General features: G+C 64.9%; 26 protein-coding genes and 1 pseudogene. 12 read left to right on the top strand and 15 right to left on the bottom strand.

All coding sequences use genetic code 11. The annotated features are described in order from the left end of the window. Positions 1-75: 75 nt before the first annotated feature. Together ACSBM8_RS03890 and ACSBM8_RS03885 are read right to left on the bottom strand one after the other, a co-directional pair. Positions 76-213, bottom strand: coding sequence for a hypothetical protein (locus ACSBM8_RS03890; protein WP_442680348.1), 138 nt, complete (start codon positions 211-213; stop codon positions 76-78). Positions 214-280: 67 nt separating this feature from the next. Then, the gene (locus ACSBM8_RS03885) at positions 281-1,075 is read right to left on the bottom strand and encodes a response regulator (protein WP_442680347.1); all 795 of its coding nucleotides are present in this window, start codon (positions 1,073-1,075) and stop codon (positions 281-283) included. A gap of 360 nt (positions 1,076-1,435) precedes the next feature. Here ACSBM8_RS03885 and ACSBM8_RS03880 point away from each other — a divergent pair, with 360 nt between their 5' ends. From ACSBM8_RS03880 to ACSBM8_RS03870, 3 genes are all read left to right on the top strand, one after another. Further along, positions 1,436-1,558: a NepR family anti-sigma factor gene (locus ACSBM8_RS03880; protein WP_442680346.1), complete on the top strand. Its 123-nt coding sequence runs from the start codon at positions 1,436-1,438 to the stop codon at positions 1,556-1,558. 14 nt (positions 1,559-1,572) lie between these two features. Then, positions 1,573-3,153: a sensor histidine kinase gene (locus tag ACSBM8_RS03875; protein ID WP_442680345.1), complete on the top strand. Its 1,581-nt coding sequence runs from the start codon at positions 1,573-1,575 to the stop codon at positions 3,151-3,153. 251 nt (positions 3,154-3,404) lie between these two features. Next, positions 3,405-3,542: an entericidin A/B family lipoprotein gene (locus ACSBM8_RS03870; RefSeq protein WP_442681480.1), complete on the top strand. Its 138-nt coding sequence runs from the start codon at positions 3,405-3,407 to the stop codon at positions 3,540-3,542. A 52-nt stretch (positions 3,543-3,594) separates the two neighbouring features. Here the strand turns inward: ACSBM8_RS03870 and tatC are convergent, their stop codons facing one another. Genes tatC through ACSBM8_RS03845 form a run of 5 tightly spaced genes read right to left on the bottom strand, consistent with a single transcriptional unit; the run spans position 3,595 to position 6,448 of the window. Next, positions 3,595-4,380, bottom strand: coding sequence for a twin-arginine translocase subunit TatC (gene tatC / locus ACSBM8_RS03865; RefSeq protein WP_442680344.1), 786 nt, complete (start codon positions 4,378-4,380; stop codon positions 3,595-3,597). After that, positions 4,377-4,835, bottom strand: a complete 459-nt coding sequence (locus tag ACSBM8_RS03860) for a Sec-independent protein translocase subunit TatA/TatB (RefSeq protein WP_442680343.1) — start codon at positions 4,833-4,835, stop codon at positions 4,377-4,379. The genes tatC and ACSBM8_RS03860 overlap by 4 nt, the downstream gene beginning before the upstream one ends. Before the next feature lie 8 nt (positions 4,836-4,843). Then, positions 4,844-5,089, bottom strand: coding sequence for a twin-arginine translocase TatA/TatE family subunit (locus ACSBM8_RS03855; RefSeq protein WP_442680342.1), 246 nt, complete (start codon positions 5,087-5,089; stop codon positions 4,844-4,846). A 31-nt stretch (positions 5,090-5,120) separates the two neighbouring features. After that, complete coding sequence (gene scpB / locus ACSBM8_RS03850) at positions 5,121-5,699, bottom strand: SMC-Scp complex subunit ScpB (protein ID WP_442680341.1); 579 nt, start codon at positions 5,697-5,699, stop codon at positions 5,121-5,123. Further along, positions 5,696-6,448 (bottom strand): segregation and condensation protein A, encoded by a 753-nt coding sequence (locus ACSBM8_RS03845; RefSeq protein ID WP_442680340.1) that lies wholly within the window; start codon positions 6,446-6,448, stop codon positions 5,696-5,698. Before ACSBM8_RS03845 ends, scpB begins: the two co-directional genes overlap by 4 nt. 244 nt (positions 6,449-6,692) lie before the next feature. Here ACSBM8_RS03845 and ACSBM8_RS03840 point away from each other — a divergent pair, with 244 nt between their 5' ends. Continuing rightward, on the top strand, positions 6,693-7,811 hold the full coding sequence (locus ACSBM8_RS03840; RefSeq protein WP_442680339.1) for an acyltransferase family protein: 1,119 nt from the start codon (positions 6,693-6,695) through the stop codon (positions 7,809-7,811). An 80-nt stretch (positions 7,812-7,891) separates the two neighbouring features. Here ACSBM8_RS03840 and ACSBM8_RS03835 read toward each other — a convergent pair whose 3' ends face one another. Beyond that, a complete protein-coding gene (locus ACSBM8_RS03835; RefSeq protein ID WP_442680338.1) occupies positions 7,892-8,644 on the bottom strand; it encodes an SDR family NAD(P)-dependent oxidoreductase in 753 nt (250 codons plus the stop codon). A gap of 113 nt (positions 8,645-8,757) precedes the next feature. Here ACSBM8_RS03835 and ACSBM8_RS03830 point away from each other — a divergent pair, with 113 nt between their 5' ends. Beyond that, positions 8,758-9,660 (top strand): LysR family transcriptional regulator, encoded by a 903-nt coding sequence (locus ACSBM8_RS03830; protein WP_442680337.1) that lies wholly within the window; start codon positions 8,758-8,760, stop codon positions 9,658-9,660. A 58-nt stretch (positions 9,661-9,718) separates the two neighbouring features. Here ACSBM8_RS03830 and ACSBM8_RS03825 read toward each other — a convergent pair whose 3' ends face one another. Together ACSBM8_RS03825 and ACSBM8_RS03820 are read right to left on the bottom strand one after the other, a co-directional pair. Continuing rightward, complete coding sequence (locus tag ACSBM8_RS03825) at positions 9,719-11,218, bottom strand: glycoside hydrolase family 30 protein (protein ID WP_442680336.1); 1,500 nt, start codon at positions 11,216-11,218, stop codon at positions 9,719-9,721. Between the two features lie 68 nt (positions 11,219-11,286). Beyond that, the gene (locus tag ACSBM8_RS03820; protein WP_442680335.1) at positions 11,287-13,377 is read right to left on the bottom strand and encodes a prolyl oligopeptidase family serine peptidase; all 2,091 of its coding nucleotides are present in this window, start codon (positions 13,375-13,377) and stop codon (positions 11,287-11,289) included. Positions 13,378-13,621: 244 nt separating this feature from the next. Here ACSBM8_RS03820 and ACSBM8_RS03815 point away from each other — a divergent pair, with 244 nt between their 5' ends. Beyond that, entirely contained in the window at positions 13,622-14,794 is a 1,173-nt protein-coding gene (locus ACSBM8_RS03815; protein WP_442680334.1) for a zinc-dependent alcohol dehydrogenase, read from the top strand. A gap of 54 nt (positions 14,795-14,848) precedes the next feature. Here ACSBM8_RS03815 and ACSBM8_RS03810 read toward each other — a convergent pair whose 3' ends face one another. Beyond that, positions 14,849-15,277 carry a winged helix-turn-helix transcriptional regulator gene (locus tag ACSBM8_RS03810; RefSeq protein WP_442680333.1) on the bottom strand — a complete coding sequence of 143 codons (429 nt, stop codon included), beginning with the start codon at positions 15,275-15,277 and terminating at the stop codon, positions 14,849-14,851. Positions 15,278-15,377: 100 nt separating this feature from the next. Between ACSBM8_RS03810 and ACSBM8_RS03805 the strand changes: the two genes are divergently transcribed. The 4 genes and pseudogenes from ACSBM8_RS03805 (at position 15,378) to ACSBM8_RS03790 (ending at position 16,859) form a co-directional block, all read left to right on the top strand. Beyond that, positions 15,378-16,142 carry an SDR family oxidoreductase gene (locus ACSBM8_RS03805; protein ID WP_442680332.1) on the top strand — a complete coding sequence of 255 codons (765 nt, stop codon included), beginning with the start codon at positions 15,378-15,380 and terminating at the stop codon, positions 16,140-16,142. A 35-nt stretch (positions 16,143-16,177) separates the two neighbouring features. After that, positions 16,178-16,390, top strand: coding sequence for a tautomerase family protein (locus ACSBM8_RS03800; protein ID WP_442680331.1), 213 nt, complete (start codon positions 16,178-16,180; stop codon positions 16,388-16,390). Positions 16,391-16,474: 84 nt separating this feature from the next. After that, positions 16,475-16,681, top strand: a complete 207-nt coding sequence (locus tag ACSBM8_RS03795; protein WP_442680330.1) for a hypothetical protein — start codon at positions 16,475-16,477, stop codon at positions 16,679-16,681. A gap of 26 nt (positions 16,682-16,707) precedes the next feature. Next, positions 16,708-16,859 (top strand): annotated as a pseudogene (locus tag ACSBM8_RS03790) (DUF2256 domain-containing protein). On the opposite strand, the gene ACSBM8_RS03785 reads toward ACSBM8_RS03790, so the two are convergent. Beyond that, positions 16,856-17,557, bottom strand: coding sequence for a glutathione S-transferase (locus ACSBM8_RS03785; protein ID WP_442680329.1), 702 nt, complete (start codon positions 17,555-17,557; stop codon positions 16,856-16,858). The pseudogene ACSBM8_RS03790 and the gene ACSBM8_RS03785 overlap by 4 nt on opposite strands. 74 nt (positions 17,558-17,631) lie before the next feature. Then, positions 17,632-18,495 (bottom strand): hypothetical protein, encoded by an 864-nt coding sequence (locus ACSBM8_RS03780; protein WP_442680328.1) that lies wholly within the window; start codon positions 18,493-18,495, stop codon positions 17,632-17,634. An 86-nt stretch (positions 18,496-18,581) separates the two neighbouring features. On the opposite strand from ACSBM8_RS03780, the gene ACSBM8_RS03775 reads away from it, so the two are divergent. Continuing rightward, positions 18,582-19,889 (top strand): SLC13 family permease, encoded by a 1,308-nt coding sequence (locus tag ACSBM8_RS03775; RefSeq protein ID WP_442680327.1) that lies wholly within the window; start codon positions 18,582-18,584, stop codon positions 19,887-19,889. Between the two features lie 158 nt (positions 19,890-20,047). On the opposite strand, the gene ACSBM8_RS03770 is transcribed toward ACSBM8_RS03775, so the two are convergent. Further along, positions 20,048-21,175, bottom strand: a complete 1,128-nt coding sequence (locus ACSBM8_RS03770) for an FAD-dependent oxidoreductase (RefSeq protein WP_442680326.1) — start codon at positions 21,173-21,175, stop codon at positions 20,048-20,050. A 55-nt stretch (positions 21,176-21,230) separates the two neighbouring features. On the opposite strand from ACSBM8_RS03770, the gene ACSBM8_RS03765 reads away from it, so the two are divergent. Further along, complete coding sequence (locus ACSBM8_RS03765; protein WP_442680325.1) at positions 21,231-21,680, top strand: MarR family winged helix-turn-helix transcriptional regulator; 450 nt, start codon at positions 21,231-21,233, stop codon at positions 21,678-21,680. A gap of 15 nt (positions 21,681-21,695) precedes the next feature. On the opposite strand, the gene ACSBM8_RS03760 is transcribed toward ACSBM8_RS03765, so the two are convergent. Continuing rightward, positions 21,696-22,925, bottom strand: coding sequence for a serine hydrolase domain-containing protein (locus ACSBM8_RS03760; protein ID WP_442680324.1), 1,230 nt, complete (start codon positions 22,923-22,925; stop codon positions 21,696-21,698). Positions 22,926-22,961 lie beyond the last annotated feature (36 nt).

Below are 22,961 nucleotides of genomic sequence, written 5' to 3'. Positions count from 1 at the left end.
TGAGCCGAACACGACGGCACGCGCCCATACAGATGGGGGCGCGGATTAACCCTGCAATAGCACATCATGCCAGGCTCAGTGCCAGAAGAAGAAGATCGCGATGAACAGGATCACCACCAGCGCCAGCGACGCCGGTAGGATGTAGCGCGTCATGTGATTGGATTGCCCTGCCCGCGCTTCCGTGCGCGACAGATGTGTTTCTTCTTCGGCCATAGCCCGCGCCCCGTAATCGTTACAGTGTGTCAACGGACACACTGTAACGGAGTTCCATTGGGGCCGATCAGGCCGGAACGGTGGCGGCGTCGAAGAAGAGCGCCTGGCTGATCGCAGCTTTCACCGTAGAACGTTGAAAAGGCTTGGTGATCAGGAAGGTCGGCTCGGGCCGCTCACCGGTGAGCAGGCGTTCGGGGAAGGCGGTAATGAAGATCACGGGCACTTGGAACTCGGCCAGGATGTCCTTGACCGCATCGATGCCCGAACTGTCGTCTGCCAGCTGAATGTCGGCAAGGACCAGACCGGGGCGGTGCGCGCGCGCCTGCGCCACTGCCTCGTCGCGCGTGACGGCAACGCCGGTGACGTTATGGCCAAGGTCGCGCACGATCGTCTCCAGATCCATCGCGATGATCGGCTCGTCCTCGATAATCAGCACGTCGGCATGCGTCTGCCGCTCGATCTCTGCGATCGCTTCCGAAACCAATGCCTCGACCTCGGCCGCACTGCTTTCCATCAGATAGCCGGTATCCTCGGGCGTGAAGCCCTCGAGCTGGGTGAGCAGCAGCGCCTGACGCGAGCGCGGCGTGATCCGGGCCAGACGCGCGTCGGCGACGTTGGTCGCATCGTCGCCCGCCTCTTCGTCCGCCCGGCTTTCGCTGTTGGTGGACTGCCAGATACGCTGGAAGGTACGATACAATCCGAGCCGCACGTCCACGTCGCGCGGAAATTCGCCCGGCGCGGCGACGATGGCTTCCAGCGCGGTCCGCACATAGGCGTCACCATGCTTCTGGTTGCCCGTAAGTGCGCGGGCATAGCGGCGCAGGAAAGGAAGGTGAGGTGCGAGATCCTGGCCGAGCGACATGGCGATTTACAGCTCCTGTGAAGAAATTCCATTGTGGGCAAGCGCCACGACCGATGCAACCGAAAGCCATCCGTCTCACGACCGAAACCCCCGAGGCAGGCGGCGCCTGATTCTTTGCCCGATATGTGGAACAAACCTGCAGTGTTTTGGTTTCACGGTTAACGCAGGACTTTCCGGCACTATGATGATCCGGATCGAATCGGTTAGCGGCCCTGGGTTGCTGACCGCCTGTCGTTAAGCTGGGTTTTTTAGGCAGGCTGTAGAGTGCGGCTGGACGATGATATTCTGCGGGGGGCGTTCGGTTTGACGGCGGACAATACATCCAGGCTGACCGGTCGCGATAAGCAAGCATCTGGAACGGTGAAACGTGCTTCGCGCGGGTCGGATCCGCATGTTTCGAACGCGCTTCGTAACGCCTATGAAGAAGCGGTGAGCGAAGACGTGCCGCAGGAATTTCTCGATCTGCTCGGCAAGCTGACCTGACGGGCCTTAGCCCGATGGCCACAAACGCAGACACACCTTTTTTCGCGCGTCTAGCCCCCGCCCGTTTCTCCACCGGCACCAAGATGCTGCTGATCCTGACGGCAGCCCTGTTGCCGTTGGGGCTCATCGCCCTGTTCGCTTCCGTCCAATCCGCCCAATCCAAGCAGTCGCGCCGGGAAGCCGACGCGCGCGTCGTTGCAGTCGCCGAAGCGCGCCAGATCGACATTCTTCTTCTGCGGGCGGCGTCGATGATCCGCGCGAACCTCACCGGGCCAGCACCCGATCGCAGCGTCTGCCGCACGCTTTTGGCGCGCGATCAGGCGATCTTGGGACAAGAGATCAAGCTGGCCTTGTTCAAGGCGGATGGCGCACTCGCCTGCGCGACGCGCGGCTTCGATACGGCAGGCTTGCCGCGCCCTGAATATCCGGGGCTGGCGGCCACCTTGCTGCCTGATAATCAGGGGATGCGCTTCATCGTGCCGGCGGCCGGCGGGATGTACGGCATCGGCGAAGTCCCCCGCACCTTGCTGCACGAAGTGCTGGCGACGGACAGCAGCCAGGGCATCACCCTGATGCAGGGCGAACGAACGCTCACGATTTCAACCATTGGCAAGGTGACCCCGATGGTGCGCCGGGTGGAGGTCGCTACGCCGGCCGCAAGCGGCCAGATCCGCCTGTTACTGACGATCGCGGCGAGCCCGATCAGCGCTGTCGAAGTGCTGCTCGTCTTGTTGCCCCTGCTGATGTGGGCCGCCGCCGCCGCCATTTCCTGGGTGGTGCTTGATCAATTATTGGTGCGGCCATTGCGCCAGATGCAGGGCGCCATTGCCGTTTATCAGCCGGGCGACGGCCCCCTGATCCTACCGCGCATCACCACGCCCGCCGAAGAGATACGGTCGCTAGGCGAAGCGTTGGAAGCGACCGCCGCGCAATTGGTCGCGCGCGAGCTGGAGCTGGAAGAGGGACTGAGCCGCCAGGTCAAATTGACCCGCGAAGTGCATCATCGCGTCAAGAACAACCTGCAGGTGGTCGCCAGCCTGATCAACCTGCATGCGCGCGGCACCGAAGGCGACGTCGCGGCCGCCTATGCCTCGATACAGCGCCGCGTCGACGCGCTCGCGGTTGTGCATCGCAACCATTATGCGGAGCTTGAGGAAAATCGCGGTGTCGCGTTGCGCTCCATCGTTGCCGAACTGACCGCCAATCTGCGCGCGACCGCGCCAGCCAGCGCCGCGCATATGACGATCACGCTGGACATGATACCGGTCTTCATCACGCAGGATGTCGCGGTTCCGGTCGCTTTTCTGATCACCGAAATCGTCGAACTGGTGATGACGTGCGACCCGGCCGGCAAGATCGCCCTCACCCTGACGCCGGGCGACAGCCCCGATCGTGCCATATTGGCGATGGAAGCCCATGGCCTGACCGAGGCAGCATGCGCGCATGATACCGGCCGCGTCCGGTTCGAACGCATCATCACCGGCCTTTCGCGGCAGCTGCGCTCGACCCTGGACTATGATCCCGTGCGGGGGCGCTATGTGATCGCACTGGTGGTTACGCCCGATCCGGAGCGAGAGGCAGCGGCGGCAAAATAATCGAAAAATTGCTGTCCATCGCGGAACCCTTGCTAATCAAGCCCGTTTTACCATTCGGATAGCGACCTTTTGCCCCCCCGCTCTCGCTGTCCAAACACATGGGCCCGAACGCGTCGATCCTCCCCCCCGGTGACGCCTTCGGGCCCAAATTGTATTCACGTCAGATCGGATCGCTGCCGGAACTATTTACCCGCAGCGGCATTCAATCCCCGCAATCGCGCCATGCGGCGCCTTATGAATGGAGCATCAACATGGTTCGCAAGGTTCTGGAAGCTACCCTCATCGCCGGCACCCTGCTCCTGGCAGCCTGCAACACGGTTTCGGGCGCCGGTAAGGACGTATCGTCGGCTGGTAAGGCCGTGAGCAACGCCGCCGAAGATTCCAAGTAAGTCTAAAATCTAACAGAAAAGGGCGTCGCTCCAATGGAGCGGCGCCCTTTTCTTATGCTTTCGGTACTGGCAGCGTGTCAGCGATTGCCCGTTGGCGTTTCCGCTCGGTGAACCAGATCCCGACGATCGCCAGCTCGTAGAGAACCACCAGCGGCACCGCCATCAGGAACATCGATCCGGCGTCCGGCGGGCTGAGCACCATCGCGATCGCGAAGTTCACCACGATCGCATAACGGCGAAACTTGATCAGCTGCCCGCGCGTGACAATCCCCGCCCGCTCCAACAGCATCAGCAGCACCGGCAGCAGGAACGCCGCGCCGAAGCCGAACAAGAACTGCATGATGAAGCTCAGATAATTGGCAAGCTCCGGCAGCGCCTCCTGCTGGACGCCGCCAAGATCCCCCGAAAAACCGAGCAGATATTTGAGCGCCAGTGGGATGGCGATGAAATAGGCCAGGCTCGCGCCGAGCAGAAAAAGCACCGGCGTCGCCAACAGGAACGGCAGCAGCGCGCGCTTTTCCTTGCGATAGAGGCCAGGCGCGATGAACTGCCACAATTGATTGGCGATGATCGGGAAGGAGATCATCAACCCCGCAAAGAAGGCGACCTTCACCTCGGTCAGGAATGCCCCGAACACCTGGGTGTAAATGATCTTGTCCTGCCCTGCGGCCTTGAGCGGATGGACCAGGAACGACAGGATCGGCCGCGCGAAATACAGGCAGACCGCAAAGGACACGCCCAATGCGGCGAAGGACCAGATCAAGCGCTTTCGCAGCTCGATCAGGTGATCCATCAGCGGCGCGCGGCTGTCGTCGATTTCGTCATGATCGTCGGTCATTGCTTCGGCGGCAGACCCAAAGGAAGTTCAGGCCCGTCCTCGGCGGCGGGGGCCGACATGGCCGCGGCATGCTCCGCAGCATAAGGTGCAGGCGGAAGCTCAGTTCCGTTTTCGGCGACGCGCGGATCCGGTCCCTCGTCGATCATGCCGTCAGTGGCAGCATGATCGGGCCCGGGCAGGGCCGCCATCGGCTCCTCCGGATGTTCGATCGCATCATGCAGCGGATGTTCGCGCATGATCCGTTCATTCTCCTCGCGCCACTTCTTTTCGATCTCGTCCAGCTCGGCCTGCCGGATCATCTCGTCGATACCCGATTGGAAATGGCGCGCCATGCCGCGCGCTTTGCCGATCCACTGGCCGGCAAACCGCATCGCGCGCGGCAGATCCTTGGGCGGGATGACGGCAACCGCCACCGCACCGAGCAGGAGCAATTCGGTCGGATTAACGTCGAACATCTGCCTGCTTACTGCGCGGGACGATCGTCCTTGGCGGGCTGCAGCTTCTGATCGGGATTGGGATCGACCGGGGGCTGGGCCTGCAACCGGGCCGCCGGCTTGGTCGATGCATCATCGTCCTCCGCCATGCCCTTCTTGAACTGCTTCACGCCCTTGGCGACGTCACCCATCATGTTCGAGAAGCGACCGCCCCCCAGCAATAGGATCGCGACGACCGCGAAGATCAGGACGTGGACGATTGAAAACGAGCCCATTTGAACTCTCCAAAGGCTTAATCCAGCCTCTCTAGTCCTCAACCTCTTCCTTTTCCACCGATAGCTGCGTTTCAAGTGCCAAATCGATTGGATCGAGCAAGCCCGCCGCGCGCAAATCCTCCATTCCGGGCAAATCCTTACGTGAGGCGAGGCCGAAATGATCGAGGAAACCCGGCGTCGTCGCAAAGACCAGCGGGCGCCCGGGGGCCTCGCGCCGGCCGGCCGGGCGCACCCAATCGGCCTCGATCAAGGCGTCGAGCGTCCCCTTCGACATCTGGATGCCGCGGATCGCCTCGATCTCCGCGCGGCTGACGGGCTCATGATAGGCGATGATCGCCAGCGTCTCGATTGCGGCACGGCTGAGCTTGCGCGGCTCTTCGCGCTCGCGCCGCAGGATGTGCGCCAGATCGGGCGCGGTCTGCAGCGCCCAGCGCCCGCCCCGCTCGACCACCTCAATGCCGCGCCCTTCATAGAGCGCGGCCAGTTCGGCAAGTATCGGTTTCGGAGAGTCGAGGCCCGTCGCCGTGGTGATTTCGGCAAGCGTCATCGGCGCCTCGGCGGCGAACAGGGCCGCTTCCAGCGCGCGGACGTCTTCCCCCACGCGGCTCATGCCGCCTTCACCATCAACGGCGCGAACGCAGCCGTCTGGTCCAGCTGCAGCCGGCCCTGACGCGCAAGCTCCAGCGCCGCCACAAAGCTGGACGCGACGGCGGAACGATAATGGTCGGGCGCCAGCCCTTCCGGCAGAAAGCTTTCAAGGCTGGCCCAATCAAGCCGCTGGCCGATCATGCGCGCCACCAGCGCCAGCGCCTCGTCCAATGTCATCACCGCACGCCGCGACACGACATGGAATGCAGGCTGACTACGCGCCTTCACCGCACCATAGGCCGCGATCAGATCATACAGGGACGCTTCCCATTTGGGCCGGCGCACGACCCGCAGCCCTTCGGGATTGCCGCGCCGGAAGATATCGCGGCCCAGCCGATCGCGTGCCATCAGCCGCGCGCCGGCCTCGCGCATCGCGTCCAGGCGCTGAAGGCGCAGCTGCAACCGCAGCGCCAATTCCTCCGGTGACGGCTCCACCTCCGGATCGCGCGGCAGCAGCAGGGCCGATTTGAGATAAGCGAGCCAGGCCGCCATCACCAGATAGTCGGCGGCAAGCTCCAGTTTCAGCGTGCGGGCCTGGTTGATGAACCGGATATATTGATCCACCAGCGCCAGGATCGAGATCTGCTTGAGATCCACCTTCTGGGTCCGCGCAAGCGTAAGCAGCAGGTCGAGCGGCCCTTCCCACCCATCGATCGCGATCGTCAGCGCTTCATGGGCGGGCGGCCGGAGATCGAATTCTTCGTCGCTCATCGAAGACAAGACTAGCGCGTTGCCGGGCGACAGGGAATTTTTTCGTTTCGGGCGACCATTGGCCGTACCTATGCGGCAATCGTCATCGCGAGCGAGCGACACGATCCAGCTTCCTGTGCGGGCCTAAATTGGCAGCTGTGGCATATCGAAGCCCATTCCTGAGCGGTGGGCTGCCCGACATCGTTGTCACACTCGCCGTCACATGGCATGACTCAACCGCGCAAAGCCGCAGGCGGGGAGAGATATGGCAGGGGCCGACACAGCCGAAGCGATCGTGCATCCGGATGCGACCGCAGCGGGCAAGCCGCATTTCGAGGTACTAGACGGCCTGCGCGGCAGCGCGGCCCTGCTCGTCGTGCTGTTCCACATCCAGGGCATTCCGATCGAATTCGACGGCAGCAAGGTGATCCTGCATCATGCGCCGCTGGCGGTGGACTTCTTCTTCGGCCTGTCCGGTTTCGTCATCGGCTACGCCTATGACGATCGCTGGGCGCGCATGTCGATCGCCCGCTTCATCAAGATCCGGCTGATCCGGCTGCACCCGCTATTGGTGTTGGGGGCATTGCTGGGCTTCGCAAGCTACCTGCTCGATCCTTTTGCGGGCGCACGGCAGGCGGCTCCGTTCGGCGCGGTGGCGTGGGCGCTGGTCATGATGCTGCTGTCGCTGCCGTCGCGTGCGTTACCCAACCGCTGGGATGATACGCACACGCTGAACGGACCCGAATGGACGCTATTCTGGGAATATGTCGCCAACCTGGCTTATGCCCTCGTGCTGCGGCGGCTGGCGGCGCCGTGGCTGCTTCCGATCATGGTGCTAGGTGCGATCGCGCTGATCTGGACCGGGCTTGCCCGCGGTTCGCTCGACGGCGGCTGGGGTTGGAGCAATTTATGGATGGCGGCCGTGCGGCTGACCTATCCCTTCGTCACCGGCCTGTTCCTTTATCGGATCCGCCATCGCCTGCCCCGAATCCGCCTCGGCTTCCTGCCGCTCACCGCGGTGCTGACGATCGCGATGCTGCTGCCGATCTGGCCGGAGGCGGGCGGAATCAAATGGAACGGCCTGTATGAAGCGGCGCTGATCATCCTGCTCTTTCCGGCGGTGATCGTGGCGGGGGCGCATTCGGATGCCGGACGCGGCATGATGCGCCTCTGCCAGATCAGCGGCCGCCTCTCCTTTCCCCTCTACATCACCCATTACCCCTTCATGTATATCTACATGAACTGGATCTTCAGCGGGCCAAGCATGAGCGCGATCCTCGTCGTGGCAACGGCCGCGCTGCTGTTCGTCCTGGCCTTCGCCTGGCTTGCCTTCGAATATTGGGACAAGCCGATCCGTGCCTGGTTGAAACAGGCGCTGCGATAGAAGCCGCAGCGATCGATCTCCCCGCATGAAAGCGGGCGCCGCATCCCACGACGCGGCGCCCGCCTGAACCGTTCGGCGCCTCAGATCTGGACCTGGCCGCCGTCCACGAACAGCTCGACCCCGTTCACGAAGCTCGCATCCTCGGACGCCAGGAACAGGACTGCCTTGGCGATCTCCACCGGCTGACCGATGCGACCCGCCGGGATCAGCCCGGCCAGATAATCCTTCGTACCCTGCGCCTGATCGCCGCCACCGAACAGGTCGTTCAGACCCGCCGTTTCGGTCACGCCCGGGCTGATGGTGTTCACCCGGATGCGACGATCCTTGAGATCCAGGATCCAGTTGCGCGCAAAGTTGCGTACCGCAGCCTTGGTCGCCGAATAGACGCTGAAGGCGGGCGTGCCGGACACGCTGGTGGTCGATCCGGTCAGGATGATCGACGCGCCGTCTTTCAGCAACGGCAGCGCCTTTTGCACGGTGAACAGGACGCCCTTCACATTGGTGTCGAAGGTGGCCTGATAATGCGCTTCGGTGATCGCCCCCAGCGGCGCGAATTCACCGCCGCCCGCATTGGCGAACAGGACATCGATCTGGCCATGCTGCTGCTGGACCGCATCATATAGCCGGTCGATATCGGCCAGTTGGCTCATATCCCCGCGTACGCCCGTCACGCGTCCGCCGATCGTCTTGAGCGCCGCATCCAGCGCATCCTGGCGGCGGCCGGTGATGAATACCGATGCCCCTTCCCGACTGAAGGCCTGCGCGGTGGCCAGGCCGATCCCGCTGGTGCCGCCGGTGACGACCACCACTTTATTGCTGAACCGCTCCGTCATTGTGTGTCTCCTGGAACAAGGTGCCGCGCTCGCCGTCGCTTGCTGAAGATGCGATCGGAACGATGATGCGTGTATATAGCAAATGTGGCACTTAGCGTTCTGCAGGAGGAACGATGATGCGCATGGATCTGAACGACCTGGCCTATTTTGCCGAGGTGGTCGGCCATGGCGGATTTGCCGCCGCCGGACGCGCACTGCGGGAGCCCAAGTCCAAACTCAGCCGGCGCATCGCCGCGTTGGAGACACGCTTGGGATTGCGCCTGATCGAGCGGTCCAGCCGCCGCTTTCGCGTCACCGACACCGGCCAGGCCTTTTACGAACGGTGCCGCGCGATGCTGCTGGAAGCGGAACAAGCCGAAGCCCTCGTCATGGAGGCGCAGGCGGAGCCGTATGGACGCATCCGCTTCAGTTGTCCGACCGGCATGATCGAACCCCTCTCCGCTTTGATCACCACCTTTCTAACCAAATACCCCAAAGTGCGATTGCAATGGGTCGCCACCGATCGTGCGGTCGATCTGATCGAGGAACGCATCGATCTGGCGCTCCGCGTGCGCACCGCATTGACGAGCGATGCCGCGCTGACGATGCGGTCGCTGGGGCGCTCGACCCGCATCCTTGTTGCCGCACCGCCGCTTGCGGCCCAGATTGGCACGATCGACCAGCTGGCAGCATTCCCGGCACTCGCCACCGACGACAGCGCGCCGGACGTGGCGTGGCATCTGGAAACGGAGGACGGACGCAGCACGATCGTCCGGGTCGAGCCCCGCATGGGGTGCGCCGACATGGCCGCCGTGCGCGCCGCCGCGATCGACAGGCTGGGCGTTGCCGTGCTGCCGGATCATGTCTGCCGCCAGGCGTTGCATGATGGCCGCCTGGTCCGGGTCTTGCCGGAATGGCGCGGCGTTCAGGGGATCGTCCACCTGGTCTTCACGACCCGACGGGGCTTGCCCCCGGCGGTGCGCGCGCTGATCGATCACCTTGCCATCGGCTTTCCCGCTGAGGTCGTGACCCGCTGAGCGCGTCGTCACCTTGGCCCGCGACGGCGACCGCCCGAGCGGCATCCAGCCCGGCAGATTACAGGGCCAGGACGATCGAGGCGAACGAGTCCGCCGGTAGCTCCGTCTCCGCCAAGCGCGAGCCTAGAAGCATCTTTACCGGAAGGGGCACGGCGAGCGCGTTATGCGCGATGATGGCGATCGTGTGATCCGGGTTCCGGAAGGCGAGCACGTCTTCATACCCCGCCCAGCTTTTGACATCGATGCGGCGGGCGCCAGGCTTCACCGAAGCGGAGAGGTGCTTCATCAGCCAATATTCGTGGTTCCAGCGGAACGTCCGGCTCGTCTTATCAACGGTCACGAGCGAATTCTGAGACCAGCCCCAGCGGCTGACGCCGCCGTCGACAAGCGCCATATTCCAATATTCGTAGGCGTTCGCGCCGTTCTGAAGAAAGGTCTTCATCAGCGACCACGCATAGCGTGCGTAGCGCCAGTCATTTTTCCCGTCGCCGCACTCCTGCTCGCTTTGGTAGATGCGCAAAGTCGGATGCTGGCGATGAAGATACGGTAGCGCACCCTTTCCGGCCCATTGCACGCCGATGCCGCGGATCACGGTAGCGGCGGGGGCATCCGCATAGACGCGCTCGAACAGCCGATCGTCTTCGCGCTCCATCGTGCCGAAGAAAATCTCGACATTCCGCGCCGACATCTCGCGACCCAATAGCGGCAGGAAGCGGGCGAGGCCCTCCGGTGTCCAACAGCAACTGGGGAAGGGCTGCGCCGAGTTAAACTCATTCTGCGGCATCACCATCCCGATCGAAATCCCGCGCTTCCGGTACGCGTCGATGAAGCGGCCGAAATAGCGCGCATAGGCGTCGAGATATTGGGGCTCCTGCCGCATCATATCGGTACCCTCGCGACCCACTTGGGCCGGCTGCAGTCCGTTTGCAGGGCGCCCCGGCAGGTTCGGCACCGACGCATAATGGCCGTTGGTCTTCATCCAGCTCGGCGGGCTCCAGGGGGAGGCCCATAATTTCAGATCGGGACGGACGCGTTTCGCAGCCTTGATGAACGGGACAAGGCTGGTTTCGTCATTGGCGATGCTGAAATTCCTGAGCGCAAAATCGGCGGCTGTCTCGTCGTACGAATACCAATCGCGCGAGAAATCATTCGCACCGATCGGCATGCGGCATATCGTAAAGCCCGCACCACCCTCCCCGAAAAGCTCCGCGAAGATCGCGTCCCGGTCTGTCTGGGGAAGGATCTGCAGAGCGTCCCAGCCCATTTCATTGAAGCAGGCGCCGAATCCCTCGATCGTCTGATGGGCTTTGTCCGGATCGATGATCAGGTCGAAGGACGTGGTCGCTTCGGCCGCGCTTATCCGGGGCGTTGCGCCAGGCTGCCACCCCGCCGCCTCGGTAGTGACGATCCATTGCCCACGGACGGCCGCCATTGGCTGAACACTTCCCGCCCGGGCCTGCGCGGGCGGCAGTGTAGCAAGCGCTCCGGCGGCGGCGATGCCGCCCAACATGGCGCGCCGATCTATTCCGGCGGTGGGAGAAAATTCCGGGGATTGCATAGACTCTCCCATGTTTCGGCCCTCGCGTGGAGCCCCGTTATGATCGCAGCGGATGATCCGGCCTGCGCTCAGGGCGCGGTCCGCCCGGCCCCGCCCGACGCGCCGCGATAGCGATCGAACCAGGCGATGATCGCCGCCGCCTTGCCCGCCGATTGCGAGGGCCGCGCGGCGAGGCCGCCGTGACTGGCGCCGGGCACTTTGACCAAGGCGGTGGGCACGCCGGCGATCTGGAGCGCGGCATAATATTGTTCGGATTCGCTGACCGGCGTGCGGTAATCGTCGCTGCCGACGACGACCAAGGTCGGCGTCTTGACGTTGCCAACCAGGCTGAGCGGCGAGCGCTGCCAATAGCTCATCGGATCCTGCCAGGGGAGTTTGGCGAACCAGTAGCGCGACGTGAACAGGGTATTGTCCATCGTCAGCGCCTCGCTGATCCAGTTGATCACCGGCTTCTGGGTCGCCGCCGCCTTGAAGCGGTTGGTCTTGCCGACGATCCAGGCCGTCAGCACGCCGCCGCCGGACCCGCCGGTGACGAACAGATTGTCGGGATCGGCCACGCCCGCCGCCACCGTCGCATCGACCGCGGCCATCAGATCGTCATAATCGGCGGAAGGATAATTCTTGTCGATCAGGTTGGCGAATTCGGCACCGTAGGAGGTCGATCCGCGCGGGTTGGTCCACAGCACCGCATAGCCGGCGGCGGCATATAATTGCACATCACTGCTGAAGCTGGGCCCATAGGCACTGTTCGGGCCGCCATGGATTTCCAGGATCAGCGGCACGCGCTGGCCAGCGGGCATGCCGGGTGGGGTCGCGAGCCAGGCATCGATCGGGCGGCCATCGGGCGCGGTCACCGCGATCTTGCGGACCTGAGCCAACGCCTTGGATCCGGTCAGCACGGCGTTGAGCGTGGTCAGCCGGCGGCTTTTGCCATTGGCCAAAACCCATATGTCGGCGGGCGCGCTGGCATCGCCGCCGGTATAGGCGACCGTGCCGTTGCGGGAGACGGAGAATTCGCCGCCGGTATAAGGTCGGTCGATCCCGCCGCCTGCGACGTTGTCGACGAGCGAGGTCAGGCGACCATCGAGGCCGATGCGCGCGATGTGGCGCAGGCCGTGATCGTCATAGCTGGCATACAGGCTGCGCCCATCGGCGGCCCATTGCGCGTCTTCGATGCTGCGATCGAGGCCGCCGGTGAGCGAGCGCGGGTTGGCCGCCGCGCCATCGCCTACATAGAGTTGGCTATTCTCATAGCTGCGACGCTTGTCGTCGAAGCCAAGCCAGGCGATCTTGCTGCCGTCGGGGGACAGGCGCGGCGCGCCGTCCGGCCCGTCACGGGTGGTGAGCGTCTTCAACGCACCGGTCGTGACATCCACCGCGATGACATCCGAGTTCATCACCTGGCGATCGGCCTCCGGGCCGCGGATCGCGGAAAATAGGATCGCACGCCCGTCCGGCGTCCACGACAAGGGACCGCCATCGTCGAACGACCCAAAGGTCAGTTGGCGTGCTGCGCCACCGTCGGCGGCGATGACGAACAGATGATCGTAACCGGGTTTCAAATAACCGGGGCCATCGCTGCGGTAATTAACCCGATCGATAACGGTCAGCGGTTCGGCCCACTTCGCGCCTTCCGGTTTGGGCGGTGCGGCGCCCAGCGTGGTCGGCTGGCCGGCGACGGTTGCGACATAAGCGAGGCGTGTGCCGTCCGGCGACCAGGCCAGCGCCTGCGGATCGCCCGGGAGGCTGGTGATCCGCGCGCTGGCACCGGTCGCCATCCAGCGTACGAAAAGCTGCGATCCGCCGCCATCGGGCGCCGCATAGGCGATGCGCGTACCATCCGGTGACCAGCGCGGACTGCTGCCCTGTGCCACCAGCGGCGACTGCCGCCCGCTCGCCACGTCGATCAGCCACAGCGAAGATTGCATCCGATCGGTCATGATGTCGCCCGAGCGGCGCACATAAACGATCGAGCGGCCATCCGGACTGATCTGCGGGTCCGCCGCGATCGACAGGCCAAACAGATCGCTGCCGGTAAAGCTGCGCGATGGCGCCGCGGCCGCAGGCTGGATCGGCTGTTGTTGCGCTATGGCGGGGGTGGCCGCCAACAGCATGAGGGCGAGAGGCAAGCGCAAACGGTGTCTCCTTATCGTGCGCATTCATGCCCGATCGCGATGAACAAGCAAATGCCGGCGGTGCGCATCGCATGGTCTTGGCGCGCCCACCTTGTCCCGATCACGGGCAAGCCACCGTTCGCAGCTTTTTGCCTTTGCATCCGTACCTTACGGGCAAGCGCGGCGACACTTTACCGTGATAGCGATGGGCCCGAAGCGGCTGTCGGGACGTTCAGGTTGCCAAGGTCGTGTGGTTCGCACGGACTTTCTGACAAACCGGAGAAACTCGATGCGTGCACTCGTTTGGCATGGCAAAGGTGACGTTCGCGTCGATACCGTCGCCGATCCCGAAATCCAGCATCCGCGCGATGCCATTATCAAGGTCACCGCCTGCGCGATCTGCGGCTCCGATCTCCATCTCCTCGACGGCTATCAGCCGACGATGGAATCGGGCGATATCCTGGGCCACGAGAATATGGGCGTCGTCGTTGCGCTCGGGTCCGAAGTCACCAACCTCAAGATCGGCGACCGCGTCGTCGTGCCGTTCACGATCAGCTGCGGCGACTGCTTCTTCTGCCGCAAGGGCCTGTTTTCGGCGTGCGAGCGGACCAATCCCAATGCGGAAATGGCGATCAAGGCAATGGGCCATTCGCCCGCCGGCCTGTTCGGCTTCAGCCACATGCTGGGCGGCTATTGCGGCGGCCAGGCGGAATATCTGCGCGTGCCGATGGCCGATATCGGCCCGATTGTCGTTCCGGATAGCGTGACCGACGAGCAGGCCTTGTTCCTCTCGGACATCTTTCCCACCGGTTATATGGCGGCGGAAAATGCGCAGATCGAGCCCGGCGACACCGTCGCGATCTGGGGCTGCGGCCCGGTGGGCCAGTTCGCCATCCGCTCCGCGCTGATGCTCGGCGCGGGCCGCGTGATCGCGATCGACGAGCTGCCCGAGCGGCTGGCAATGGCCGAGGCCGGCGGCGCCGAGACGATCAACTTCGCCGAAGTCGACGACGTCTATGACGAGCTGCAATTCCGCACCAAGGGCCGCGGCCCGGACAGCTGCATCGATGCGGTCGGCTGCGAGGCGTCCGGCCACGGATCGGCCGATGCGGTGCTGGACAGGGTCAAGGCGGCGACGTTCCTCGCCACCGATCGCGTCCATGTGCTGCGCGAGGCGATCATGAGCTGCCGGATGGGCGGCACGGTGTCGGTACCGGGCGTCTATGTCGGCATGGGCGACAAGATTCCGATCGGCGCGATGATGAACAAGGGGCTGACGATCAAGAGCGGCCAGACCCACGTTCAGGCCTATACCAAGAAGCTGCTGGCCCGGATCGAGGCGGGCGACATCGACCCCAGCTTCGTCGTCACCCACCCCGCGAGCCTGGAAGACGCGCCGGAGATGTATAAGAAATTCCGCGACAAGGAAGATGGCGTCATCAAGGTCGTCCTGCGACCCTGATCCCGTATCGGGCGGGCGGCCTCCACCAGAAGGCCGCCCGCCATCACGCCGCCATCAATTGTCCCGCCCATCGAACCGGGCGCGTGCCTCCTCCACCCGCGCCAGATTGTCTTCCGCCCAGATCCACACGCCACAAAAGGCCGCGCCCAACGTGCAGCCGAGCTCGGTCAGCCGATATTCCACGCGGGGCGGCACCACCGCATGGACGGTGCGTGTGACCATGCCGTCGCGCTCCATCTGCCGCAGCGTCTGGGTGAGCATCTTCTGGCTGATGCCGCTGACCCGGCGCGCCAGCTGCGTGAAGCGCAGCTCGCCATGCTCATGCAGCACCTCCAGGATGATCATGGTCCATTTGTCGGCGACGCGGCCGATCAGGTCGTTGACCAGCGCCTCCACCTTGGGATCGCATTCCTTCGGCGGGGTGGTTTCCGCGATCCGACGATGCTGACGAATCGTCGCTTCGCTAAATGGCAGATTGGCCATGACGTCACTCTCTTTTTGGTAAGTATAGATATTTCGGGTGCCTTCTTACCAATCGGATGTGAGCCAGTAAATCTGTTGCTCCAAGCGAGGAGCAATCGTCATGAAGACACAGGGTAACACCATCCTCATCACCGGCGGGGGATCGGGAATCGGCGAAGCGCTGGCGCAGCGTTTCCACGATGCCGGCAACACGGTGATCGTCGCCGGGCGACGGCGCGCAGCGCTGGAGCGCGCGATCGCCGGCCGCGCCAACATGCATGCCATCGAACTGGACGTGGAAAGCGCGGACGGCGTGGCGGATTTCGCACGCCGGCTGCTGGCGGAATATCCGGCGGTCAACGTCTTGATCAACAATGCCGGGATCATGCGGTTCGAGGCGTTGGATCAGGCGCGCGACCTGAGCGATGCGGAAGCAACGATCGCCACCAACCTGCTTGGCCCGATCCGGCTGATCGATGCGCTGATCGACCATCTGGTCGCGCAGCCCGACGCGGCGATCGTCAACCTCACCTCCGGCCTTGCCTTCGTGCCGCTGGTCACGACGCCGACATACAATGCCACCAAGGCGGCGATCCATTCCTACACGATATCGCTGCGCAAGGTGTTGCAGGGCCGGGTCGAGGTCATCGAACTCACTCCGCCGGCGGTGCAGACTGGCCTCACGCCCGGCCAGGAAACCCGCCCCGGCTACCTGCCGCTCGACGAATTTGCGGATGAGGTGATGACGCTGTTCGCGCAGGTACCGACCCCGCCGGAAATTCTGGTCAAGCGCGTCGGCTTCCTGCGTCATGCCGAGGCGGAAGGCCGGTTCGATCAGGCGCTCGGCCAGCTCAACACGCCCGCAACCGAGACGCGCGGCGGCTGAACCGCCCGCGCTCCACGTCGCAAAGGAAAATTGTGATGCCATTCGCCAATATCAAAGTGCCGCAAGACGCGCTGTCGCGTGCGCAGAAGGCGGAAATCATCCATCGCGTAACCGACCTGCTCGTTGAATATCTGAGCGAGGCGGCGCGGCCGCACACGATGGTCCTGATCGAGGACGTACCCGACGGCGGCTATGGCCGTGCGGATGCGGTATTCGTGATTCCCGACGCCTATCGCGCCAAGGATTGAACCTGCGCCCATCTGATCCGACATCGCATGCTCGGCACCGATCATGCCGCCACGGCGTTGGTGCCGATATGCAGGAGGATCACATTGAGCTGGAATAAGATCGATCAGGTCGCTCCGCCGATAGGCCGGCCCGTGCTGATCCGCACTGCCGAGGATACCGACACCATCGTGGCTTTCCTAAGCCGCGACGGCGTCTGGTATTCGGGCGGTGCGCTGGTTCAGAATTCGATGAACGTGCTGGGCGTCATCCCGATCGAGTGGTGCGAGCCTCAGGGCGAGCAGCGGCTTTGACGCGGCGGGCTGTCGGCCACCGCTGAATGGCGCACAAGAAGCCGCATTTGCCCACCAAGATCTGCGCCGCCTGTCAGCGGCCTTCGCCTGGCGCAAGAAGTGGCAGCGCGATTGGGATCAGGTCAAATATTGCTCCGACCGATGTCGGTCGCAGCGCGCGCCGCCCCTGGCGGGCTAGTCCGCCACCACCTTGCGCAACGAGGCCTCGATCTCGCCACCGCAATAGACGTCACCGTAATCCGCGCGCGCACGGGCGGCCAGTTCGGCGAGCGGCGGCAGGCACGCGACGCGCCGCGTCAACGCCATCGTCATGGGCGCCGCGTCCGCGACGATCACTCCAATCGCCGGAAAGCGATCCGCCATGGTCGACCATAAGGTCGCCGTGACGATGTCGGCGATCTGAGGCGAATCGCTGCCGAGCAGGAAGCCGGCATCCGCCTGCAACCCGTGGCGACGTCCGGTCTCCTCCCAGAAACTCGCCCATTTCTGCAGCCGCGGCACAAAGTCCCGCCAGCGTTCGGGCGTCCACATCTGGCGGCCTCCATCCAGCGTCAGCTCGTCGATCACGTCGTTGGCATCGTTGACGACTTTGATCGTCAGCGCCCGTAGCGCCGGCGTGGCGGGCAGGAGATCCAGCGTCTCGCCGAGATACAGCAGGATGGCCGGCATCTGCGCCACCGCGAAGCCCGTCTGGCGATCGATCAGCAGCGGCGGCCCCATGAACGGCACCGGCATGTCCGCGACTGGCCCGTCCATCAGCGCGGCAATCGCATCGTCGCCCTGCTCGGTCCAACTTTTACCAGCAAAAGCAAGCGCTGCCCGCACGAACTGCCCTCGAAAGGGCACCGACCAATAATAAAGATCATAATCGGACATCGCAGCGCTCCCGGTGATGTTGCCGACAACGCCAACCACGGCCTTCGGTTCAGGCAGATCGACCGGGGTGAGGACTATTCAGGCGTGTTCGCGCCCTGCTCTCCCACTTTGCCGATCGTCCAGCGGGCCAGCGTTTCGTTCGTCGCGGGATTGTCCACCACAAGTTCGTCGAAGATGGCGGCGATCGCGCAGATCGGTTGCTGTTCGATCCCGGCCGGCTGGACGCAGCGCACTGCGCCATCGCCGGGGATCCGCCCGATCCGGCCGGTGACGCGCGCGCGCAGGCCTTGGGTTACATCGAGCTGATCGCGCGGGACGCGCAGCACCGCCTCATAGCCGCCGTCGCCGCGGGGCGCGGCATCGAAGCCGACCATCGCCAGCGTCTGCCCCGGCAATGTCACCGGATCGGTGCCGATCGCCTCCGCCTCGCGGCTATGGGCCGGGCAGGTTTCGGCTGAGGACCAGGGCCGCGTCACCCAAAAGCCCTGCGGCATCGCCTGCGCCTTCATTCCCCATTCGTCCGGCTGCCATGCGATCAGCGCGACATGCACGCGCAACGTCTGGCTGGCCTCGTCATAGCGCCAGCGCAGCGGTGCCGGACTGTCGCTGTCCGCCGGGCCGCCGCAGCCGAACGGGAGGGACAGCGAGAAGCGCCGCCCGGGCAGGTCGCGCACGTCCGCTGGCGCCGCGCCGCCGGAGGCAAGCGCATCCGCCGCCTGGCGCGCGAACGCGGCAAGGTCGCCGCGATCGAGCAAGCGTCCGCCGTCCGGCTCTGCCACCGACGGCGCGGCCGGCCGCGCCGGCTGCACCACCACCGGCACCGGCGCGGGCGCCACCGTCGCACGCCCGATCAGGAAGCCCGCCGCGCCGACAAGGAGCGCGGCCGATAAACCGCCGGCGATGGCGAGCCGGCTCGTCCTGACGCTGGGTTCTTGCATAGCCCCTGATACCCTTTTTGCCGCCGCGCTCCACCCCAAGGCAGAAATCGTTGACATAGGTCGCCTGCGCCCCGACCCAGAACCGCATGCCGACCGATCAGATCCTGACGCTGGTCGTCCTGGCCGCCGTTGTCGCCGCGATGATCTGGGACAAGGTCCGCGCCGACGTGGTCGCGCTCACCGGGGCGGCGGTGCTGCTGATCACCGGCATCGTCCGGCCGATCGACGTGCAGGGCGCCTTCGCCAGTCCCGCCATCATCGCGCTCGCCTCGCTCTTTGTCATCGCCTACGCGCTGGAACTGTCGGGTTTGCTCGATCGCGCGATCGCGGCAGCGGTGACGATGTGCCGGCGGCTGGGGTCGATCGGCGTGTGGCTGATGCTGGCCGCGATCGGCTGCGTCTCCTGCTTCCTCAACAGCACGCCGATCGTTGTGATCGGCGCGCCGGTGGTGCGCGACGTGGCGGTGGCGCTGAAGCTCCCGCCCAAGCGCTACCTCATGCCGCTCTCTTATATCACCATCCTCACCGGCTGCTGCACCCTTGTCGGCACGTCGACCAATTTGCTGGTGGACGATATGGCGCGGCTCGCCGGCCAGCCCCGCTTCGGCATTTTCGAGATCACACCCGTCGGCCTGCCGATGGCGGCGGTGGGCGCGCTCTACCTCTTCTTCGTGAGCGGGCGGCTGCTCCGTGACGGCACTGACGCGGCCGAGGAACGCGCGGTCGACACGCGCGACGAACTGACGCTCGCCGGCGGACTGGTCGGGGACCCGCACCTGTTCGCGACCGCACGGCCCTTCGCGCCGGCCAAGGCAGGCATTGCGCTCGCCACCTTCGTCGGCGCGATCGCGCTCGCGGCCGCCGGCGTCGCTCCCATCGCCGCCACCGCCTTTGCCGGCGCGGTGCTGCTGATCCTGCTCCGCGTCATCACCGCGGACGAGGCGTATGGCGGGTTGCGTCCGGAAATCCTGATCCTGATCGCGGGCATGGTCGTGATCGGCATCGCGCTCGATCAGAGCGGGCTGGCGGATGCCGCCTCGCGCCTGCTCATCTCCTCCGTCCACGGGCTGAGCCCGCTGCTCGCACTCGCCGTCCTGTATGTCGTCACGCTGATCCTGACGGAGCTTTTGTCCAACGCCACGGTCGCGGTCCTGGTCACCCCGATCGCGGTCGCGCTGGCGCAGAGCCTGGGGGTCAGCCCCCGCCCCTTCCTGGTGGCGGTGATGATGTCCGCAAGCGCCGCCTTCGCGACGCCATTCGGCTATCAGACCAACGTGATCGTCTATCAGATGGGCGGCTATCGCTACATGGATTTCGTGCGCGTCGGCCTGCCGCTGAACATACTGACCGCCGCCGTGGCGATCACCATGATCCACATCGTCTTCCCCTTCTGACGAAGCGCCCGATGGATTCGCCGTCTCCGTGGCTCCGTCAATTACGCGCCGTGCCGATCGACGGAGCCACCCTTAAAAGCCCTCATCCTTAAGGGAGAGGTTTGGGTGAGGGGTGGCGTTGCCAAGAGATCGGACGCTCGCCCGCAAAGAGGGCGCCGCTAAGCCGCCATCGCCGCCTCCAGCCGCTGTCGATAGCGCGCGACCACCGGTGCCGCGCCGTATGGTGACACCGTCACCTCTGCGCCATGATGCGCTTCCTCCGCCGCTGGCCGCGCGCGCGCCGTCATTGCCGCTTCATAGCGTTCCACCGCCGCCCAACCCTCGTCCGCAACGAGCGCATCGGCGAGATCGGCCGCATCCGCCAGCGCCAGGTTCACCCCCTCGCCTGCAAAGGGCGTCATCACATGCGCGGCATCGCCTAGAAGCGTCACGCCCGGCCGGCTTGCCCAGCTATGCCCGATCGGCAGCGCGTGCAGCGCGCGCACCGCGATGAAGTCTCCCACGTCGATCATCCGCGCCAGGGAGGGTGCCCAGCCTGCAAAGGCCGCTCGCATCACCGCGCGCACGTCGTTTGCCACCAGCCGCTCCAGTCGCCGCATATCCGCCTCCGGAATGCGGATGCCGACATAGCCGCGGATATGGTCATGGCCGTTACGCTGCGTCACCAAGACGCGGTTCTGCCCGATCGCGAACATCTTGCCGCTGCCGGTCAGCGCATCGATCTCGGGATGGCGCCGCGCGTCATAGTCCAGCTCGACGAAGGCTATGCCCGAATAGACTGGCTGTGCAGCGGACAGCAAAGGCCGCACGCGCGACCAGGCGCCGTCCGCCCCTACAACCACATCGAAATCCTCCGCCCGGCCTTGGGCCATCACGCGCCAGCCCGCGCCCTGCGGCACGATCGCCTCCACCTTGCTGCCCCACCGTACGGTTCCCGGCACCAGCGCCTCCAGCAGGATATGGCGCAGCGCCGCGCGATCGATCTCCGGCCGGTCGCCGCCATCGCCGTCATGATCGAGCAGAATGCGCCCCGCCGGATCATACAGCCGGTCGCCCTGATGTTCCGGTCGGGCGTGCGCCAGGAAGGCCGCGTCCAGATCGGCCAGGTGGATTGCGCGCAGCCCGGTCTCGCGATGCAGGTCGAGCGATCCACCCTGCGGCCGTTCGTCGGCATGCGCGTCGCGCTCGAACACCACCGGCGCCAGGCCGCGCCGCTGTAGCAGCCGCGCCAACATCAACCCACCCGGTCCGCCACCGATAATCGCGATCCGCTCGCTCATTGCCATGACTCGCTCCTCAATTTACATAGGAGCCTATACAATAAACATAGGATGCTATGCAATGGCTGCGGTGCGCGATTTCCATGCCGACAAGATGGCCAGCCATTTCATCAGCCGGATCGGGCGCGGCATGACGCGGTTGGGCGACGCCCGCCTGCGCCCGCTCGGCTTTGCCACCGCGCAGCTGCCCGTGCTGATCGCGCTCAAGGATGGGGCGAAATGGTCGCAGCGCGAACTCGCCCGCTGGGCCAAGGTCGAGCAGCCGACGATGGCCCAATTGCTGTCGCGCATGGAACGGGACGGCCTGATCCGCCGCGAGCCCGACCCGGCGGACGGCCGCAGCAGCCTGATCTCGCTGACCGGTGAGGCCCATGCGCGCCTCCCCGCGGCGCGCGACATCCTGGTCCAAGGCAACAGGGATATGATGCGCGGCCTCTCCGCGATGGAAGAGGCGACGCTGCTGACGCTGTTGGAGCGGGTGATGGCGAATGTGGAAGGGCTGGAAGCATGAGCGGGCTTGTGCCGCTCACCCGGGGCTCCACGCCGATGCCGCCGCCAGGAACGCCGCCGTTTCCGCGGACGCCTGCTCGTCCGCCGGGGGGAAATAGCTGAGCTTCACCACCACCGTCCGCGTCTTCGGATCGACGAACACATATTGCCCCTGCAGGCCGATCGCGGAGTAGGCATCCGATCCCGGCATCGTCCACCATTGGAAACCATAGCCACCGCGCGCATCCTCCGGTGCGGCCGGCGCGGACGCCTGCGCGACCCACTGCGGGGAGAGGATACGGTGGCCGTTGCCGGTGCCGCCATTCATCATCGTCAGCCCGATCCGCGCCCAGTCGCGTAACGTGGCGTTAAAGCCGGCGCCGCTGAATTCGCGCCCTACCCCCGGCGGCCCGTCCATGATGTAGAAGCCGTCGGCGTCCATTCCCAACGGCTCCCACAATTTCTGCGCCGTATAGGCCGCCACCGACATGCCCGAGACCCGCTCGACCAACCAGCCGAGCACGGCCGTATCCAGCGTCTTATATTGGAACACGCTGCCGGGCGGGTGGACGCGGCGGATCGTGCGCGCCGGATCGGCGAAGCGTGCGACATTCTTCACCAGCGCGTTGATATGGTTGGTCGCGGCGGTCCCGGGATGCTCGAAATCGTAGCGTTCCTCATAGTCCACGCCCGATCGCATCTGCAGGATCTGGCGAATGGTGACGCCGGCATAACCGCCCCCGCGCAGCTCCGGCAGATAGGTTTCGATCGGGTCGTCCAGCGATCGGATCCGCCCCTCCGCCAGCGCGCAGCCGATCAGCATCGACGTGATCGACTTGGTCATCGACCAGCCCATAAAATGGGTGCGCTCATTGCTGTTGTTGCGATAGATTTCCGCGACGATCCGCCCGTCCTTCATCACCAGCAGGGCGTTGGTGTAGCTGCGCTCCAGGAAATCCTGCGCGCGATACTGCTTGCCCTGGAACGTATAGCTGAAATCCAGCGGCCGATCCGCGCGCGGCAGCTGCCATACCTCCCCTGCGCGCGGCACGCTCCGCGTCGTGAACAATGTGTCCATGCTGCGAAACGTCAGCGCGTTCACATCGCCGTCCAGCATGTGCCATCGCAAGATCTGGGTGGCGACCGGAACCGCGGAGACACCGCCTTTCAGCAGCGGCGCCGGCAACACTTGCTGCGCGCTCAGGCTGGCCGACCACAATCCCATCGCCAGCGCGAAGCCCGCCACGCGCGATCCGATCCCTGTCATCCTGCATCCCCTCACCCAAGGGGCGACTTGATATCG

It is taken from the genome of Sphingomonas sp. ASY06-1R (genome assembly GCF_052180265.1).
Taxonomy (GTDB): domain Bacteria; phylum Pseudomonadota; class Alphaproteobacteria; order Sphingomonadales; family Sphingomonadaceae; genus Sphingomonas_I.
Note: the sequence above shows the minus strand (reverse complement) of the source record. Positions and strands in the feature narration are given on the sequence as shown.

Coding starts and splice junctions, on each gene's coding strand:
- ACSBM8_RS03855 (WP_442680342.1), bottom strand. CDS start 5,089: ATGGGCTCGTTTTCAATCGTCCACGTCCTGATCTTCGCGGTCGTCGCG.
- scpB (WP_442680341.1), bottom strand. CDS start 5,699: ATGAGCCGCGTGGGGGAAGACGTCCGCGCGCTGGAAGCGGCCCTGTTC.
- ACSBM8_RS03785 (WP_442680329.1), bottom strand. CDS start 17,557: ATGTCCGATTATGATCTTTATTATTGGTCGGTGCCCTTTCGAGGGCAG.
- ACSBM8_RS03885 (WP_442680347.1), bottom strand. CDS start 1,075: ATGTCGCTCGGCCAGGATCTCGCACCTCACCTTCCTTTCCTGCGCCGC.
- ACSBM8_RS03765 (WP_442680325.1), top strand. CDS start 21,231: ATGGCTGCGGTGCGCGATTTCCATGCCGACAAGATGGCCAGCCATTTC.
- ACSBM8_RS03810 (WP_442680333.1), bottom strand. CDS start 15,277: ATGGCCAATCTGCCATTTAGCGAAGCGACGATTCGTCAGCATCGTCGG.
- ACSBM8_RS03820 (WP_442680335.1), bottom strand. CDS start 13,377: ATGCGCACGATAAGGAGACACCGTTTGCGCTTGCCTCTCGCCCTCATG.
- ACSBM8_RS03770 (WP_442680326.1), bottom strand. CDS start 21,175: ATGGCAATGAGCGAGCGGATCGCGATTATCGGTGGCGGACCGGGTGGG.
- ACSBM8_RS03890 (WP_442680348.1), bottom strand. CDS start 213: ATGGCCGAAGAAGAAACACATCTGTCGCGCACGGAAGCGCGGGCAGGG.
- ACSBM8_RS03860 (WP_442680343.1), bottom strand. CDS start 4,835: ATGTTCGACGTTAATCCGACCGAATTGCTCCTGCTCGGTGCGGTGGCG.
- ACSBM8_RS03825 (WP_442680336.1), bottom strand. CDS start 11,218: ATGCAATCCCCGGAATTTTCTCCCACCGCCGGAATAGATCGGCGCGCC.
- ACSBM8_RS03875 (WP_442680345.1), top strand. CDS start 1,573: ATGGCCACAAACGCAGACACACCTTTTTTCGCGCGTCTAGCCCCCGCC.
- ACSBM8_RS03775 (WP_442680327.1), top strand. CDS start 18,582: ATGCCGACCGATCAGATCCTGACGCTGGTCGTCCTGGCCGCCGTTGTC.
- ACSBM8_RS03830 (WP_442680337.1), top strand. CDS start 8,758: ATGATGCGCATGGATCTGAACGACCTGGCCTATTTTGCCGAGGTGGTC.
- ACSBM8_RS03815 (WP_442680334.1), top strand. CDS start 13,622: ATGCGTGCACTCGTTTGGCATGGCAAAGGTGACGTTCGCGTCGATACC.
- ACSBM8_RS03800 (WP_442680331.1), top strand. CDS start 16,178: ATGCCATTCGCCAATATCAAAGTGCCGCAAGACGCGCTGTCGCGTGCG.
- ACSBM8_RS03840 (WP_442680339.1), top strand. CDS start 6,693: ATGGCAGGGGCCGACACAGCCGAAGCGATCGTGCATCCGGATGCGACC.
- ACSBM8_RS03760 (WP_442680324.1), bottom strand. CDS start 22,925: ATGACAGGGATCGGATCGCGCGTGGCGGGCTTCGCGCTGGCGATGGGA.
- tatC (WP_442680344.1), bottom strand. CDS start 4,380: ATGACCGACGATCATGACGAAATCGACGACAGCCGCGCGCCGCTGATG.
- ACSBM8_RS03845 (WP_442680340.1), bottom strand. CDS start 6,448: ATGAGCGACGAAGAATTCGATCTCCGGCCGCCCGCCCATGAAGCGCTG.
- ACSBM8_RS03835 (WP_442680338.1), bottom strand. CDS start 8,644: ATGACGGAGCGGTTCAGCAATAAAGTGGTGGTCGTCACCGGCGGCACC.
- ACSBM8_RS03780 (WP_442680328.1), bottom strand. CDS start 18,495: ATGCAAGAACCCAGCGTCAGGACGAGCCGGCTCGCCATCGCCGGCGGT.
- ACSBM8_RS03805 (WP_442680332.1), top strand. CDS start 15,378: ATGAAGACACAGGGTAACACCATCCTCATCACCGGCGGGGGATCGGGA.
- ACSBM8_RS03870 (WP_442681480.1), top strand. CDS start 3,405: ATGGTTCGCAAGGTTCTGGAAGCTACCCTCATCGCCGGCACCCTGCTC.